The sequence below is a fragment of the Pseudomonas sp. Leaf59 genome (assembly GCF_920984685.1).
Classification (GTDB): domain Bacteria; phylum Pseudomonadota; class Gammaproteobacteria; order Pseudomonadales; family Pseudomonadaceae; genus Aquipseudomonas.
On the sequence record NZ_CAKLBR010000034.1, the window covers coordinates 1 to 14,167 of the forward strand.

At 61.6% G+C, this 14,167-nt stretch carries 15 protein-coding genes and 1 pseudogene; 3 read left to right on the forward strand and 13 right to left on the reverse strand.

The features are described from left to right. Window positions 1-263: 263 nt before the first annotated feature. The 3 genes and pseudogenes from LUB09_RS23415 to LUB09_RS23425 all read left to right on the forward strand — a co-directional run. Window positions 264-455: pseudogene (locus tag LUB09_RS23415) on the forward strand (MFS transporter); the annotation flags it as partial. A 61-nt stretch (window positions 456-516) separates the two neighbouring features. Beyond that, the gene (locus LUB09_RS23420; protein WP_209982864.1) at window positions 517-693 is read left to right on the forward strand and encodes a hypothetical protein; all 177 of its coding nucleotides are present in this window, start codon (window positions 517-519) and stop codon (window positions 691-693) included. A 14-nt stretch (window positions 694-707) separates the two neighbouring features. After that, window positions 708-902: a DUF6021 family protein gene (locus LUB09_RS23425; protein WP_231423821.1), complete on the forward strand. Its 195-nt coding sequence runs from the start codon at window positions 708-710 to the stop codon at window positions 900-902. 32 nt (window positions 903-934) lie between these two features. Here the strand turns inward: LUB09_RS23425 and LUB09_RS23430 are convergent, their stop codons facing one another. From LUB09_RS23430 to nuoE, 13 genes are all read right to left on the reverse strand, one after another. Beyond that, window positions 935-1,171 carry a DUF6555 family protein gene (locus LUB09_RS23430; RefSeq protein ID WP_209982862.1) on the reverse strand — a complete coding sequence of 79 codons (237 nt, stop codon included), beginning with the start codon at window positions 1,169-1,171 and terminating at the stop codon, window positions 935-937. A gap of 109 nt (window positions 1,172-1,280) precedes the next feature. After that, the gene (locus LUB09_RS23435; protein WP_209982860.1) at window positions 1,281-1,595 is read right to left on the reverse strand and encodes a helix-turn-helix domain-containing protein; all 315 of its coding nucleotides are present in this window, start codon (window positions 1,593-1,595) and stop codon (window positions 1,281-1,283) included. Further along, complete coding sequence (locus tag LUB09_RS23440) at window positions 1,585-1,935, reverse strand: toxin (protein ID WP_209982858.1); 351 nt, start codon at window positions 1,933-1,935, stop codon at window positions 1,585-1,587. The genes LUB09_RS23435 and LUB09_RS23440 overlap by 11 nt, the downstream gene beginning before the upstream one ends. A 239-nt stretch (window positions 1,936-2,174) precedes the next feature. Further along, entirely contained in the window at window positions 2,175-3,638 is a 1,464-nt protein-coding gene (nuoN, locus tag LUB09_RS23445) for an NADH-quinone oxidoreductase subunit NuoN (RefSeq protein ID WP_231423822.1), read from the reverse strand. A 7-nt stretch (window positions 3,639-3,645) separates the two neighbouring features. Further along, window positions 3,646-5,178: an NADH-quinone oxidoreductase subunit M gene (gene nuoM, locus LUB09_RS23450; protein ID WP_003232072.1), complete on the reverse strand. Its 1,533-nt coding sequence runs from the start codon at window positions 5,176-5,178 to the stop codon at window positions 3,646-3,648. Between the two features lie 48 nt (window positions 5,179-5,226). Next, on the reverse strand, window positions 5,227-7,080 hold the full coding sequence (nuoL, locus tag LUB09_RS23455) for an NADH-quinone oxidoreductase subunit L (protein ID WP_209982854.1): 1,854 nt from the start codon (window positions 7,078-7,080) through the stop codon (window positions 5,227-5,229). Further along, entirely contained in the window at window positions 7,077-7,385 is a 309-nt protein-coding gene (gene nuoK / locus LUB09_RS23460) for an NADH-quinone oxidoreductase subunit NuoK (RefSeq protein ID WP_003174727.1), read from the reverse strand. Before nuoK ends, nuoL begins: the two co-directional genes overlap by 4 nt. A 2-nt stretch (window positions 7,386-7,387) precedes the next feature. Continuing rightward, window positions 7,388-7,891 (reverse strand): NADH-quinone oxidoreductase subunit J, encoded by a 504-nt coding sequence (gene nuoJ / locus LUB09_RS23465; protein WP_016974946.1) that lies wholly within the window; start codon window positions 7,889-7,891, stop codon window positions 7,388-7,390. A 9-nt stretch (window positions 7,892-7,900) separates the two neighbouring features. Next, complete coding sequence (nuoI, locus tag LUB09_RS23470; protein ID WP_003174725.1) at window positions 7,901-8,449, reverse strand: NADH-quinone oxidoreductase subunit NuoI; 549 nt, start codon at window positions 8,447-8,449, stop codon at window positions 7,901-7,903. 11 nt (window positions 8,450-8,460) lie between these two features. Next, window positions 8,461-9,468 (reverse strand): NADH-quinone oxidoreductase subunit NuoH, encoded by a 1,008-nt coding sequence (nuoH, locus tag LUB09_RS23475; RefSeq protein ID WP_003232075.1) that lies wholly within the window; start codon window positions 9,466-9,468, stop codon window positions 8,461-8,463. Beyond that, complete coding sequence (gene nuoG, locus LUB09_RS23480; protein ID WP_231423823.1) at window positions 9,465-12,179, reverse strand: NADH-quinone oxidoreductase subunit NuoG; 2,715 nt, start codon at window positions 12,177-12,179, stop codon at window positions 9,465-9,467. Before nuoG ends, nuoH begins: the two co-directional genes overlap by 4 nt. 135 nt (window positions 12,180-12,314) lie before the next feature. Further along, window positions 12,315-13,673 (reverse strand): NADH-quinone oxidoreductase subunit NuoF, encoded by a 1,359-nt coding sequence (nuoF, locus tag LUB09_RS23485; RefSeq protein WP_003232078.1) that lies wholly within the window; start codon window positions 13,671-13,673, stop codon window positions 12,315-12,317. Continuing rightward, the gene (nuoE, locus tag LUB09_RS23490) at window positions 13,670-14,167 is read right to left on the reverse strand and encodes an NADH-quinone oxidoreductase subunit NuoE (protein WP_056861694.1); all 498 of its coding nucleotides are present in this window, start codon (window positions 14,165-14,167) and stop codon (window positions 13,670-13,672) included. The genes nuoF and nuoE overlap by 4 nt, the downstream gene beginning before the upstream one ends.

Consider the following 14,167-nt stretch of genomic DNA (forward strand, 5'->3'; position numbering starts at 1 on the left):
GAGCGTTTTGCTTACTTTTGCGCTTTTCAAAAGTGAGCCGCCGTAAGGGCGGAACCCTAAGCCGCCGTTACCGCACAACCGATATGTACACCGAAAAGTCGCACCGCTCGTTGCTTCGAGCATCACGCTGGCTTAACTGAACGGCATTAGGGCAAGCCCGCTCGCCACAGGGCGCAAACTCACTGGGCGGCAGCGGGCTGACCCTTGTAGAACAGCATCGGTGAGGGCTAGTGTGACGACTTGATTGTGAATGTTTCAGCTTTATGACCAGTCAGGCCCACCGTATCGCCGATACCACCTCTCGCCGCGCCGCGCTGACCCTCGGGTTCTGCCTGCCCAGTGACGTGTTGCTTTATCTGCTGCTGCCGATGGAGTCCGAAGCCTTCGGCATCACCTTGGCCCAGGCCGGCGTGCTGTTGGCGGCCAACCGCCTGGTGCGGATCTTCGGCTATCAAGTTGAACGATGGCCGAAGGCGGTTTCTCTAAACCTGTGAAGCCCTTTGCAGGTACGCCATCATGCCCGAATACAAGCAGCCACCGCCGGGTACGCCCGATACCCATCGCACCCCCGGCGAAGAGGAGCGCGACAACGATGCGTTGCGCCCCAACGACCCACAGGACCGACCGGACGACGATGTGAAGCAGGTCGAGGAAAACCTCGACACTCTCCACGATAAAGCCCGCCCGTTGTAAGAGAGGAGGTCACCATGAGCAATCCCCCTAAAGGCCCGCGTTCAAACGAGCATTCAAGCGGCAAGGATGAGCTGGGTTTCGACCCGGACTCTCCCAATGTGTCAGACCCGCAGGTCGATCCCATCGGCCCGGCCATCGCCCCGCTGGACGAGAAAAAGCAGTCGGAAAAAAAGCCGCCCTACGATCCGTTGGGCGACTTGAAAAAGTAAAAAAAGAGCCCCGCCATTGTGCGGGGCTTTGTTTATTTGGGTGGGTTCCAGCTGACTTCGGTGATGCCGTATTTCTCCGCCCAGGGGCGCGTGGTTTTCTTCACCTGTTCATGGCCTACGCGGCCAATACGACTAACGTGTGCAATGTCGGCATCAACGGCCGCCCAGTGCCAGGCTTCGGCGTTGTTCATGACTTCGGCGCGTACGACAAAGGATTTCGGCTTACCGTGCAGTTGATAGTGGATGGTGTAGATTTTTGCGGTACTCATGTTGCCTCCCTGTCTTGTTATAAATGGATAGGAAGCTGTTCTAAAAGGTTCATTCAAAATGACAACGTGCACGATGCCCAGCCGCTTCGCGAGCGAAACGCGCAGCCCATCAAGTCAATGCGGCCAAATGCGCCACGGTTTCCGGAAAGCGTGCCACCAGACGGATCAGCGTCACGGCCTGGGCATTGGGTTTGGCGCGCCCTTGTTCCCAGTTTTCCAGCGTGCGGATATTGGTGCGCAAGTACAGGGCGAATACCGAGCGCGAAAGGTTGAGCTGCTGGCGCACGGCAACCACTTCTTCGGCGGTAAGCGGTGCCAGGTGGGTGAGTTGAACCTTGTGGGTACGCAGGGTGACCTTGCCTTGGCGCGCTTCGGCCAAGGCGTCGAAGCCTTCGACCAGTTCGGAAAAAATTTCACGTTTCATGGTGTGTTCTCGCTTTGATTTCCCTGTCCAGCATCTGTTTTAAGGATTTTTTGTGGTGAGGTGCCAGGTCGTCCTGTTCGTGTTTGCCGTACAGGGTGAACAGCCAGAATTGGGTGCCGCCTGACCACCAGTAGTAAATGATCCGCAGGCCACCGCGTTTACCTTTGTTGCGCCGCTCATCGACGAAGCGGACCTTGCGCAGCCCGCCGGTTCCCTCGATCACGTCTCCTGCTTCCGGGTTCTTCATCAACGCCTGTTGAAAACCGTGGAAAAGCTCGTCACTCAGATAATCCTTGCGATGCCGCTCGAAGGCCGGCAGTTCGATAAATAGAGCATCCATGTTCTATACGTAGCCTGCGTATAGTTTGCTGGCCCACTCGCAAGGGGTCAAGTGACCGCGCTGTGGGAACCTTCCTAAAACGCAACCACCATAAGGTCGCCCCCAGCGCATGGATGCCAGATGAAGAGGTAGATGGAATAGGAAAATTCTGCGAACAGGGAAGGGCAGCGGCAGCGCGACCCGGAAACGCAAAACGGCGCCCGAAGGCGCCGTTCTGTTTATCGCATGTGACTAAGTGATCAAACGCCCAGCACCGCATGCTGCACTAGGGTGAGCAACGGTTGCGGGTACACGCCCAGGAAGAACGCGAGCAGGGCGATGGCCAGCAGCATCACGCCACCTGCCTTCTGTTCCCAGTGCAGCTCGGCGTCCACGCGGCGCAGGTTCGGCTCGATCAGGTACAGGGTAACCATCACGCGCAGGTAGTAGAACACGCCGATGGCGCTGCCCAGTACCAGGGAAGCAACCAGCCACCATTGGTGCGCTTGCACACCGGTAGCGACGATGTAGAACTTGCCGATAAAGCCCGCCGTCAGCGGGATGCCGGCCAGGGACAGCATCATCACAGTGAGCACGGCGGTCAGGTACGGACGGCGCCAGAACAGGCCGCGGTATTCGTACAGTGCGTCGGCATCACGGCCCTTGTACGGCGACGACATCAAGGTGATCACGCCGAATGCGCCGAGGCTTGTGATCACGTAGGTCACCAGGTACACGCCGATGGCTTCCACGGCCAGGCCGTTGCTCGCCACCAGGGCGATCAGCAGGTAGCCGAAGTGGGCGATGGACGAGTAACCCAGCAGACGCTTGAGGTTGTTCTGGGTCAGCGCCAGCAGGTTACCGAACAGGATCGACGCAATGGCGATCACGGTCAGCACGTTGCTCAGCACGCCGGTGTTGGCCGCAGGCGAGATCTGGAACAGCCGCACCATCACCGCAAACACCGCCACCTTCGATGCGGTTGCCAGGAACGCGGCCACCGGCGCCGGGGCGCCTTCGTACACGTCCGGGGTCCACAGGTGGAACGGCACCAGGGAGAGCTTGAACGCCAGGCCGATCAGCATCATCGCCAGGCCCAGTTGGGCAATCGGCGCAGGCATGCTGGTGGCGGCCAGGGCGTGACCGATGCCGGTGAAGCTCAGGCTGCCGGCTTCGGCGTAGAGCAGGGCCATACCGAACAACAGGAACGCGGAACCGGCGGCCGACAGCACCATGTATTTGATGCCGGCTTCCAGGGAGCGCTTGTTGAAGAAGGCGTAGGCCACCAGACCGTAAGTCGGGATCGACAGCAGTTCCAGGCCAATGAACAAACCGGCCAGGTGCTGCGCACTGACCAGCACGATACCGCCGGCCGCCGCCAGCAGGATCAGCAGGTACAGCTCTTCCTTGTTGCCCGGGTAGCCGGTGCCGCCTTCGCCGAGGTAGGCATGGGCGAGGGTGACGCAGGCCAGGGTCGCGACCAGGATCAGCGCGATGTACAGCAGCGCAAAGTCATCGACCATCATCAATGGCGTGAACGCCAGTGGCGCGACCTTGAGCGCCGGGATGATCGACAGCAGGGCCAGGTTCAACCCGGCGCAGGACAGCAGGAACGTTTGCGAATGATTGCGGCGCCAGGCGATCGCCAGCATCACCACCACGATGGTGAGGCTGGTGATCAGCAGCGGCGCAAGCGCGATAAAGTGTTGGATCGTGAATTCCATAGCGCTCTTACCGGGCCGAAGCGAGTTGAGAGAAGGCGGTGCCGAACCACTGCTGCACGCCATGCATCGTTGCGGCAGAAGTGTCCAGGAACGGTTGCGGGTACACGCCGATGTAGATCAGCAGCACCGCAAGGCCGAGCACCATGATCAGTTCGCGCGCATCCATCCCTTGCAGGACGGTGTCGGACTTGGCCGGGCCGAAGTAGGCGCGGTGGATCATGATCAGCGAGTAGACCGAACCGAACACCAGGCCGGAGGTAGCAATCGCGCTGATCCACGGCGTTTGCACGAAGGCACCCATCAGGATCAGGAACTCGCCGATAAAGTTGCCGGTGCCCGGCAAGCCCAGGGACGCGGCGGCGAAGAACAGGCTGATCGCCGGCAGGTAGGCGATGCGCGACCACACGCCCCCCATTTCACGCATGTCACGGGTGTGCAGGCGCTCGTACAGCTGACCACTGAGGATAAACAGTGCGGCGGCAGAGACACCGTGCGCCAGCATCTGGATCACCGCGCCCTGCAGCGCCAACTGGCTGCCGGAGTAGATGCCGATCAGTACGAAGCCCATGTGGGAAACGGACGAGAAGGCAATCAGACGCTTGATGTCGGTTTGCGCGAACGCGAGGAACGCACCGTAGAAAATCCCGATCAGACCCAGGGTCATGGCGATCGGCGCAAACTCGGCCGAGGCATTCGGGAACAGCGGCAGGGCGAAACGCAGCAGGCCGTAGGCCGCCGTCTTCAACAGGATACCGGCGAGGTCGACGGAGCCGGCGGTCGGCGCCTGGGCGTGGGCGTCCGGCAGCCAGGAGTGGAACGGTACCACCGGCAGCTTCACCGCAAACGCGATGAAGAAGCCCAGCATGAGGATGTACTCGGTGGTCAGGGACATCTTGGTTTTCAACAGGTCGGCGTAGTTGAAGGTAATCACGCCCGTGCTGTTGAAGTTGACCAGGACCAGACCGAGGATCGCCACCAACATGATCAGGCCGGAAGCCTGGGTGAAGATGAAGAACTTGGTCGCCGCATAGATCCGGGTTTTCTTGCCGTCCGACGAACTGTGACCCCAGAGCGCGATGAGGAAGTACATCGGCACCAGCATCATTTCCCAGAAGAAGAAGAACATGAACAGGTCGAGGGCGAGGAACACGCCGACCACGCCGCCCAGGATCCACATCAGGTTCAGGTGGAAGAAGCCCACGTGACGCTGGATCTCTTTCCAGGAGCAGAGTACCGAGAGGATACCCAGCAGGCCGGTCAGCAGGATCATCAACAGCGACAGGCCATCGAGGGCCAGGTGCACGTTGATGCCGAAGCGCTGGATCCACACGTGCTTGAATTCAAGCGCGAAGGTGGGATCGACGCCCGGTGCCGGCGCAAATGAATAGTCGCCATGGGCCCACAGCCAAAGGCCGAGCGCAAGTTCCAGGGACATGGTCAGCAACGCGATCCAGCGGGGCAGGGTGGCGCCGAAGCGTTCACCCATCCAGCAGAGCAGGCCGCCGATAAAGGGGATCAGGATTAGCCAGGGCAGAATCATGACGGGCTCGTTTCCTTTCGCAGGTTCTTACAATTCGCAAGGTTCATATCAGACCGCTACCACTACGATGGCGCCGATCACCAGCACGGCACCGATCGCCATGGACGCTGCATACCAACGCAACTGGCCGGTTTCGCTGCGGCTCAGGGCGGTATGACCGGCCTTGGCGGCGCGCGGGATCAAACCAATGGTCTGGTCGAGCGGGTCTTTGCGCAGTACATGGCTGATCGCAAGGTACGGTTTGACGAACAGTTTGTCGTAGAGCCAATCGAAGCCCCAGGCAGCGAACCACCAGGCCGACAGGAAGCGCCCGATGCCACTGTTGGCAACGCCCGTGACGAAGCGGCGCTTGCCGAGGAACAGCAGGGCCGCGAGCAGGATACCCGCCAGGGCGATGGCGCCCGAGGCGATTTCCAGGCTGTGCTTGGCGGCGCCACCGGCATGCCCGGCGCTTTCCGGCAGTACACCGGCCAGTGGCGGGGTAATCAGGGCGCCGATGAACGTCGACAGGATGATCAGCACCGACAATGGCAGCCAGTGCGAGATGCCGTGGCCCGCGTGCGCTTCGGTCTTGGCTTCACCGTGGAAGGTGATGAAGATCAGGCGGAAGGTGTACAGCGAGGTCATGAATGCACCCACCAGGCCTGCGTAGAGCAGGTTCTGGTTACCGCTGGCAAACGCTTCCCAGAGGATTTCATCTTTCGAGTAGAAACCGGCAGTCACCAACGGCAGGGCTGCCAGGGCGGCACCACCGACGATGAAGCTGGCGTAGGCCAGCGGCAGTTTCTTCCACAGGCCGCCCATCTTGAAGATGTTCTGCTCGTGGTGGCAGGCCACGATCACCGCACCGGAGGCAAGGAACAGCAGCGCCTTGAAGAAGGCGTGGGTCATCAGGTGGAAGATCGCCGCGTCCCAGGCGCCAACGCCCAGGGCCAGGAACATGTAGCCGATCTGGCTCATGGTCGAGTAGGCGAGGATGCGCTTGATGTCGGTCTGCACCAGCGCAGCGAAGCCGGCCAGTACCAGGGTCACGCCACCGACGATGCCCACAAGATGCAGGATATCCGGCGCCAGGGTGAACAGACCGTGGGTCCGCGCGATCAGGTAGACACCGGCGGTTACCATGGTTGCCGCGTGAATCAGTGCGGAAACCGGGGTCGGGCCGGCCATCGCATCCGCCAGCCAGGTTTGCAACGGCAGTTGCGCCGATTTACCGACGGCGCCGCCCAGCAGCATCAGGGTCGCCAGGGTGATCCAGAAGTCGCCGACCTGGAATTTCTGCGGTGCCAGCACCAGCAGTTCCTGGATATTCAGCGTGCCCACCTGTTGGAACAGGATGAACAGACCGATGGCCATGAACACGTCGCCGATGCGGGTGACGATAAACGCCTTGAGGGCCGCGTTACCGTTGTTGCGGTTGCTGTAGTAGAAACCGATCAACAGGTACGAGCACAGGCCCACGCCTTCCCAGCCGAAGTACAGGAACAACAGGTTATCGCCCAGTACCAGGAACAGCATGCTGGCGATAAACAGGTTGGTGTAGGCAAAGAAGCGCGAGTAGCCCGCTTCGCCGCGCATGTACCAGGACGCGAACAGGTGGATCAGAAAGCCCACACCCACCACCACGCCGAGCATGGTGATCGACAGGCCGTCGACGTAGAGGGCGAAGTTGGGCTTGAAGCCCTCCACCGACATCCACTGCCACAGCACGAGCGTGTAGTGACCGCCTTCCGGCGGCGCCACGTTGAATTGCCAGATGACATAGGCGGCCACTATGGCCGACAGGCCAATGGAGCCCACGCCGATCAGGGCCGAGAGGTTTTCCGACCAGCGCCCGCGAGAGAACGACAGCAGCAGGAAACCGATCAGGGGAAATACGAAAGTCAGAAAGATCATGTTCATCCGCGCATCTCACTGGCAGCGTCGATATCAAGCGTGTGGAAGCGACGGTACAGCTGCAGCAGGATCGCCAGGCCGATACTGGCCTCGGCGGCTGCCAGGCTGATCACCAGAATGAACATGACTTGTCCATCCGGCTGGCCCCAACGTGCGCCCGCCACGATGAACGCCAGTGCCGCAGCGTTCATCATGATTTCCAGGCTCATCAACACGAACAGAATGTTACGGCGCACCATCAGGCCAACCAGGCCAAGGCAGAACAGGATGCCGGCGACCGCCAGACCATGCTCCAAAGGGATAGCAGGCATCGTCATTGCTCCTTGGCTTCGTTGCGGCCCAAGTGGAAGGCGGTGATGGCTGCGGCGAGCAGCAGCATCGAAGCCAGTTCGACCACCAGCAGGTACGGGCCGAACAGGCTGATGCCCACGGCTTTGGCGTCTACGGTGGTGTGGCCGATGGCCTGGCCGCTCTGGTGAGCGAACAGCACATACAGCAGTTCACCCAGCAGCAGGGCTGCGAGGATCACCGGGCCGAGCCAGATGCCGGGCTTGAGCCAGACGCGCTCCTGGGCGACCGAGGCCGGCCCGAGGTTGAGCATCATCACCACAAACACGAACAGCACCATGATAGCGCCGGCGTAGGCGATCACTTCCAGCACACCGGCAAACGGCGCGCCGAGGGCGAAGAAGGTCATGGCCACGGCGATCAGCGAAATGATCAGGTAGAGCAGGGCGTGCACAGGGTTGGTGTTGGTGATCACGCGAAGCGTGGACACAACCGCGATACCCGATGCGAAATAGAAAGCGAATTCCATCTTTCTTCCTTAAGGCAGCAAGCTCTTCACGTTGATCGGCTCGGCTTCGTTTTGTGCGGCGCCCTTGGGCTTACCGGCAACGGCCATACCTGCAACACGATAGAAGTTGTAATCAGGGTTTTTACCGGGACCAGAGATCAGCAGATCTTCTTTCTCGTACACCAGGTCCTGACGTTTGAACTCGGCCATCTCGAAATCCGGCGTGAGCTGGATCGCGGTGGTCGGGCAAGCTTCCTCGCAGAGGCCGCAGAAAATGCAGCGCGAGAAGTTGATGCGGAAGAAGTCCGGGTACCAGCGACCGTCTTCGGTTTCAGCTTTCTGCAGGGAGATGCAACCCACCGGGCACGCCACGGCGCACAGGTTGCAGGCTACGCAACGCTCTTCGCCATCGGGGTCGCGGGTGAGCACGATGCGGCCGCGATAGCGCGGCGGCAGGTACACCGCTTCTTCCGGGTATTGCAGGGTGTCGCGTTTGCGAAAGCCGTGACCGAACACCATCACCAGGCTTCGCAACTGGGTACCGGTACCCTTAACGATGTCGCCAATATATTTGAACATGGGTCAAATCCTCACTGAACCGCGGCCGCTGGCGTGTTCAACAACACAACGGCAGCCGTCACCAGCAAATTGATCAGGGTCAGTGGCAGGCAGAAGCGCCAGCTGAAATCCATCACCTGGTCGTATCGTGGACGCGGAATGGAAGCGCGCAGCAGGATAAACAACATGATGAAGAACGCGGTCTTGAGGAAGAACCAGAAGAACGCCAACTGCGGCAGGATGCCGAACGGACCGTGCCAGCCGCCGAAGAACAGCGTCACCAGCAGGGCCGAGATCAGGATGATGCCGATGTATTCACCGACGAAGAACATGCCCCACTTCATGCCGGCATATTCAATGTGGTAACCGTCGGCCAGTTCCTGTTCCGCTTCCGGCTGGTCGAAGGGGTGACGGTGAGTCACGGCCACGCCAGCAATGAAGAAGGTACAGAAGCCGAAGAACTGCGGAATGATGAACCACAGGTTCTGCGCCTGGTACTCGACGATGTCGCGCATGTTGAACGAGCCGACCTGCACCACGATGCCCATCAGCGCCAGGCCCATGAACACTTCGTAGGACACGGTCTGGGCCGAGGCGCGCAAGCTGCCCAGCAGGGCAAACTTGTTGTTGCTCGACCAACCGGCGAACAGTACCGCATACACCGACAGACCGGCCATGGCGAAGAAGAACAGCAGGCCGATGTTCAGGTCCGCCACGCCCCAGGTCGGGGTGATCGGGATGACCGCAAAGGCGATCAGCAAGGCGCTCATGGCCACCACCGGCGCCAGGGTGAAGATCACCTTGTCGGCGAACGGCGGCGTCCAGTCTTCCTTGAAGAACATTTTCAGCATGTCGGCGGCGATCTGGAACATGCCGAACGGGCCAACGCGGTTCGGACCGTAACGGTCCTGCCACCAGCCCAGCAGACGGCGTTCGACGAAGCTGAGCAGGGCGCCCGCGACGACCACGGCCAACAGGATCACGATGGCCTTGAGGACCGAGATGATCACGTCGATCACTTCAGGGGTGAACCAGGTCATTGCGCTGCCTCCTGCAGACCGTCAACGGTTTTGCCGAAAATGGCCGGAGGGATGCCCGCAAGACCTTTAGGCAATGCAACCAGGCCAGCCCCCAACTCATCATTGATGCGCAGCGGCAGACGCAGGGTCTGGCCGGCCACGTTCAGGCTGAGCAGGGCACCGTCATTGACGCCCAGGCGATCGGCTTCGGACTTGGCCAACGACACGTAGGCGTCTGGAATGCGCTCTTGTACCGGCGCGGCCTTGGAAGAGGTCTCTTCGCTGCCGAACAGGTGGAACAACGGCACCACCTGCCAGGTGCCCGGCGCCGGATTGAACGGACGCGGTACGGCGGCGAACCAGTTCAGCGAATCACCCGTGCTTTCGATCAGGCGAGTGCCCGGGTCGCCCGCGCGGATATGACCACCGACTTCGTCCTGGAACTTGTTCCAGGCCTGCGGCGAGTTCCAGCCCGGCGACCAGGCGAACGGCACCTGTTGACGCGGTTCGGCCGAACCCGAGTAGCCTTCCATGGAGAAGGCGAACGCGGTGTCGTGGTCTTGCGGGGTGCGCGGTTCGTGCACGCTGATGTCGGCGCGCATGGCGGTACGACCGGAGTAGCGCAGCGGTTCACGGGCGAGCTTCATGCCCTTGATACGGAACGCGGCGGACGGTGCAGCGTCGACGATACGTGCCAGCTGCGGCGCGCTGGCGGCGGTGGCGGCGGTCACGTGATCGAGCTGGGTCCAGTCGATCGGCTGGTTCAGCAGGGTCGCGCGCAGGGCATGCAGCCAGCGCCAGCCTTCGTGAACCAGGATGCTGGCGTCCATGTATTTCGGATCGAACACCTGGAAGAAGCGCTGGGCGCGGCCTTCCTGGCTGACCAGCGTGCCGTCGCCTTCGGCGAAGGTGGCGGCCGGCAGTACCAGATGGGCGCGTTCGCTGGTGGCGGTCTGCTGGTGGTCGGCGACGATCAACACCTTGGCGGCGTTGAGCGCGGCGTCAACTTTGGCCGCGTCGGTGCGGGTGTACAGGTCGTTTTCCAGCACCACGATGGCGTCGGCGTTGCCGTCGATCACCGCTTGCAGGCCGGCGTCCAGCGACTCGCCACCGAGCATGGCCAGGCCAAGGCTGTTGGCTTCCGGCACGACCAGGCTGATGGAGCCGTTCTTGTCGCGCAGCTTCAAGGCCTTGGCGATGTTGGCAGCGGCCTCGATCAGTGCCTTGGAACCCAACGAGGTGCCGGCAATGATCAACGGGCGCTTGGCCGCCAGCAGGGCGTCGGCGATGCGCTGGGCCAGCTCGAGGGCTTCCGTGTCCAGGCCTTCGACGGCCGGTGCGCTGGCATCGAGGGCGTGGGCCACGGCGAAACCGATGCGGGCCAGGTCGTCCGGTGCGGCGTGCACGCATTCTTCGGCGATATCGTCGAGCTTGGTTTCAGCCAGCGAGGCGATAAACAGCGGGTTCAGCGCGTGCTGGCCGATGTTTTTCACGGCGGCGTCGAGCCACGGCTGTACGCGCATGGCGTCGGCCATGTCTTCGGCCTTGCCCTTGACCGACTGGCGCAGGGACAGGGCCACGCGCGCTGCGGTCTGGGTCAGGTCTTCACCGAGCACGAAGATCGCATCGTGGTCTTCGATGTCGCGCATGTTCGGCACGGGCAGCGGGCTGTCGTTGAGCACTTGCAGGACCAGACGGATGCGTTCCAGCTCGGCGGCTTCGATACCGCAGTAGAAGTGCTCGGCGCCGACCAGTTCGCGCAACGCGAAGTTGCTTTCGAGGCTGGCGCGTGGCGAACCGATACCGACAATGTTGCGGCCGCGCAGCAGGTCGGCGGCTTTATCCAGCGCGCTGTCCAGGCTCAGCTGGGTGCCATCGGCCAGCAATGGCTGGCGCGGGCGATCCTTGCGGTTGACATAGCCGTAGCCAAAACGACCACGGTCGCAGAGGAAGTACTGGTTGACCGAACCGTTGAAGCGGTTTTCGATGCGACGCAGTTCACCGTAGCGCTCGCCCGGGGAGATGTTGCAACCGCTGGAGCAGCCATGGCAGATGCTCGGCGCGAACTGCATGTCCCACTTACGGTTGTAACGCTCGGAGTGGGTCTTGTCGGTGAACACACCGGTCGGGCAGACCTCGGTGAGGTTGCCGGAGAACTCGCTTTCCAGAACGCCGTCTTCAACGCGACCGAAGTACACGTTGTCGTGGGCGCCGAAGACGCCGAGGTCGGTGCCGCCGGCGTAGTCTTTGTAGAAACGCACACAGCGATAGCAGGCGATGCAGCGATTCATTTCGTGGGAGATGAACGGGCCCAGTTGCTGGTTCTGGTGAGTGCGCTTGGTGAAGCGATAACGGCGCTCGTTGTGGCCGGTCATCACCGTCATGTCTTGCAGGTGGCAGTGACCGCCTTCCTCACAGACCGGGCAGTCGTGGGGGTGGTTGGTCATCAGCCATTCGACCACACTGGCGCGGAACGCCTTGGATTCTTCATCTTCGATGGAGATCCAGGTGTTGTCGGTGGCTGGGGTCATGCACGACATGACGATACGACCACGGGTGTCGTTCTCGTCGGTGTATTGCTTGACCGCACACTGGCGACAGGCACCGACGCTACCGAGCGCGGGGTGCCAGCAGAAATACGGGATGTCGAGGCCGAGTGACAGACATGCCTGTAACAGGTTGTCCGCCCCATCGACTTCGAGCGCTTTGCCGTCTACGTGGATAGTGGCCATGGTTCAAAGTTCTTCGTTGGCCCGTTGTCAGCGGGCGTGGCTAATGGAATCTTGTTATTCATGTGCATCGATACAGCCATCAAGGCGTCAGCACATGAGAAAGCGAAGGGCACGAGCCCTTCGCCTTTTAAAGCGTTACGCGCCGACCATGGTCGGCGATACCACCTGAGTCAGCTCGCCCGCGCGGGTGGGCGCGATGCCGGCCTCGAATTCAGGGCGGAAGTATTTGATTGCGCTGCCCAATGGCTCCACGGCGCCCGGTGCGTGAGCACAGAAGGTCTTGCCTGGGCCGAGGAAGCCGACCAGGCCGAGCAGGGTTTCGATATCCCCCTCGCGGCCTTCGCCGTTTTCCAGGGCCATCAGCAGCTTCACGCTCCACGGCAAACCGTCGCGGCATGGGGTGCAGAAACCGCACGATTCACGCGCGAAGAACTGCTCCATGTTGCGCAGCAGCGAGACCATGTTCACCGTGTTGTCCACCGCCATCGCCAGGCCGGTACCCATCCGGGTGCCGACCTTGCCGATACCGCCGGCATACATTTGTGCGTCGAGGTGTTCAGGGAGCAGGAAGCCGGTACCGGCGCCACCTGGCTGCCAGGCTTTCAAGGTATAGCCGTCGCGCATGCCGCCGGCGTAGTCCTCGAACAGCTCGCGTGCAGTCACGCCGAACGGCAGCTCCCACAGGCCAGGGTTCTTGACCTTGCCGGAGAAGCCCATGAGCTTGGTGCCCATGTCTTCGCTGCCTTCGCGGGCCAACGATTTGTACCAGTCGACGCCGTCGGCAATGATCGCCGGCACGTTGCACAGGGTTTCGACGTTGTTCACGCAGGTCGGCTTGCCCCACACGCCCACGGCGGCAGGGAAGGGCGGCTTGGAGCGCGGGTTGGCGCGGCGGCCTTCGAGGGAGTTGATCAGTGCGGTTTCTTCACCGCAGATATAACGCCCGGCGCCGGTGTGCACGAACAGTTCGAAGTCAAAACCGGAACCGAGGATGTTCTTGCCCAGCAGGCCGGCTGCCTTGGCTTCTGCCACGGCGCGGTTGAGGTGCTTGGCGGCGGTGGTGTATTCGCCACGCAGGAAGATGTAGCCACGGTAGGTCTTGAGCGCGCGTGCGCTGATCAGCATGCCTTCGATCAGCAGATGGGGCAGTTGCTCCATCAGCATGCGGTCTTTCCAGGTGTTCGGCTCCATTTCATCCGCGTTACACAAAAGGTAACGGATGTTGATGGATTCGTCCTTGGGCATCAGGCCCCACTTCACGCCGGTGGGGAAGCCCGCGCCGCCGCGACCCTTGAGGCCGGCGTCTTTCACGGTCTGGACGATATCGTCCTGGGCCATGTCGGCGAAGGCCTTGCGTGCAGCGGCGTAGCCGTTCTTGGTCTGGTACTCGTCGAGCCAGACCGGCTCGCCGTCGTCACGCAGGCGCCAGGTCAGCGGGTGGGTCTCGGCCGAACGCTTGATCAGGTTGGCCGGGCCGAAAGAGGTCAGGGTCATGGGTAGCCCTCGAGCAATTGGGTCACGCCAGCAGGCTGTACGTCACCGAATGTGTCGTCGTCGATCATCAACGCCGGCGCCTTGTCGCAGTTGCCCAGGCAGCACACCGGCAGCAGCGTGAAGCGGCCGTCTGCGGTGGTTTGGCCGAGGCCGATGCCGAGCTTGTTCTGGATCTCGCTGACCACCGATTCGTGGCCACCGATGTAGCAGACCATGCTGTCGCATACGCGAATGATGTGGCGACCCACCGGCTGGCGGAAGATCTGGCTGTAGAACGTGGCCACACCTTCAACGTCGCTGGCGGGGATGCCGAGGATCTCGCCGATGGCGTAGAGGGCGCCGTCCGGCACCCAGCCACGTTCCTTCTGCACGATCTTCAAGGCTTCGATCGACGCCGCGCGCGGGTCTTCGTAGTGATGCAGCTCGTGCTCGATGGCCGAGCGCTCGGTTTCACTCAAGGTGAAACGGTCTGTCTGGATAAGCGTGCTGTTCAT